The sequence below is a fragment of the bacterium genome, assembly GCA_029210545.1.
Lineage (GTDB): Bacteria > BMS3Abin14 > BMS3Abin14 > BMS3Abin14 > BMS3Abin14 > JARGFV01.
The window spans coordinates 3,475-5,298 of record JARGFV010000148.1; the positions used below are offsets into that span (position 1 = coordinate 3,475).

Annotated in this window: 1 protein-coding gene; it reads right to left on the minus strand. The window is 57.0% G+C overall.

Annotated elements, in window-relative coordinates:
• Nucleotides 1–33 precede the first annotated feature (33 nt).
• On the minus strand, nucleotides 34–1,707 hold the full coding sequence (locus P1S46_11355) for an iron ABC transporter permease (protein ID MDF1537072.1): 1,674 nt from the start codon (nucleotides 1,705–1,707) through the stop codon (nucleotides 34–36).
• Nucleotides 1,708–1,824: the final 117 nt, after the last annotated feature.

A 1,824-nucleotide genomic window follows, 5' to 3' on the forward strand; every position in this document is an offset into this window, starting at 1 on the left:
ACGCCCACGCGGGCGCGTCGAGGATCGGCTCCCCTATTCATCAGTACTCCAGGCAGCCTTGAGCATGTTGCCGCCGATCCTCGATGCGATAAGCAGAAGGACGAAGGTGATCACGATCATCAAAAACGCCATGGCGGCGGCGATGCCGAACTCCATGCCGCGGTGCCAGTTCAGATAGATCCCGATGGGCAGCGTTTCCCAGCCTCCCCGGTAAAGGAATATGGCGGTGGAGATCTCCTGGAACGCCATGATGAAGAACATCATCACGCCGACGAGCACGCCCTTGAGCAGCAAGGGCAAGGATATGGTCATGAAGGTCCTGAGCCTGCCGGCGCCCGACACTTCCGCGGCCTCCTCGAGGGAGACATCCAGCTGCAGATAAGAGGCGTGCGCCATTCTCAGGAAATACGGGAGCCGCCGCGCGAACAGGGCCAGCGGCATGATGATCCAATATCTGGCCAGGGGTATCGTTCCCCAGAATGCCAGCATGTAACCCACACCGATGGCGATACCCGGGAAAGCCAGCATCAGGGTGATGACGAAGTCGAGGGCATCCTTGCCCGGGACACGGGTGCGGACGATGACATAGGCGGCTGGAAGTCCAAAGGCGACCCCGAAGACCAGGGCCAGCCCGCTGAACAGGAAGGAGTTCTTGATCAGGGTCGGGCTTTCCAGAAGGATGAGCCTGAAATTATCGAGGGTCCAGTAGGTGGGAAACGGCTCAAAGACCCATCTTCTGGAAAAAGCGGATAGCCCCAGGACGATGGGGATCAGCAGGACAATGACGGCAATAAAGATCAGGTATGCGTATGCGCCCGTTTTAAGCAGCGGGCCCGGCTCGATCACCCTGCCTTCCGACGTTGTTCCCTTCGAGAGGCCGGTATACTTTTTCTTTTCGACCCACCACCGGACGAGCAAAAAGAGGGAAATGCAGAAAACAGCCGAAACAACCACCGCTACGATCCCCATGTACTTGCGGTGCATGTCCGTAAAGTGATAGGCGATGTTGATGTAGGCGACCGAGGGCAGGAGATCCGTCTGCCCCAGGATCATCGGTGTGAGCCAGTCCGTAAAGGGCCACAGGAACACGAGGACGGCACCCGCCAGATAGCTCGGGGTACACAGAGGCAGCGTTATTGTGATGAACCTCTTAAAGCCGCTGGCTCCCTCGACTTCAGCGGCCTCTTCAAAGGAAGGGTCGATGTTGGTGAAGCCCGCCGAAAGGCCGAGGACGATGAAAGGAAGCATGTGCAGGGATTGAACGAACACCAGCCCGTGCAGCCCGTAGATGAAATTGACGGGTGTCTCGATCAGCCCGGTGTTCATGAGGAGCAGGTTCATCGTGCCGTACTTGCCGAAAAAGATGATGAACGCGAATACGCCGGCGAAAGCGGGCAGGACAATGGGCAAAAGGATGAGGGCTGTGAAAACAGTCTTTCCCCTGTGCCGGTATCTTGCCAGGATGTACGCCAGGGGCACCCCGAACAGGGTGGTCGTCAGGAGCAAGAGGGTACTCAGCAGGAGGGTCTTGCCAAAGGTCTTGAGATAATAAGTATCCTTGAAGAACTCCAGGTAATTGCTGATGCCCCAGCCGTCGGTTCCGGTGATGGTGAAACTTTCCTGCATCAGGATCGACACCGGATAAAGGATAAGGAATGCGATGATGGACCACAGGAGTGCCGCCAGAATGATATTGCCTCGGGACATATCAGATCCTGTCTTTAATAGGGTCGCCAAAGTCCGGGCGGGACTTTGGCTCAACGGGAACCGAAAAGCGTGGTTTTCGGTTCCCTCACGGATCGAACACACAGCCATTGGCACTCG

Coding starts and splice junctions, on each gene's coding strand:
- P1S46_11355 (MDF1537072.1), bottom strand. CDS start 1,707: ATGTCCCGAGGCAATATCATTCTGGCGGCACTCCTGTGGTCCATCATC.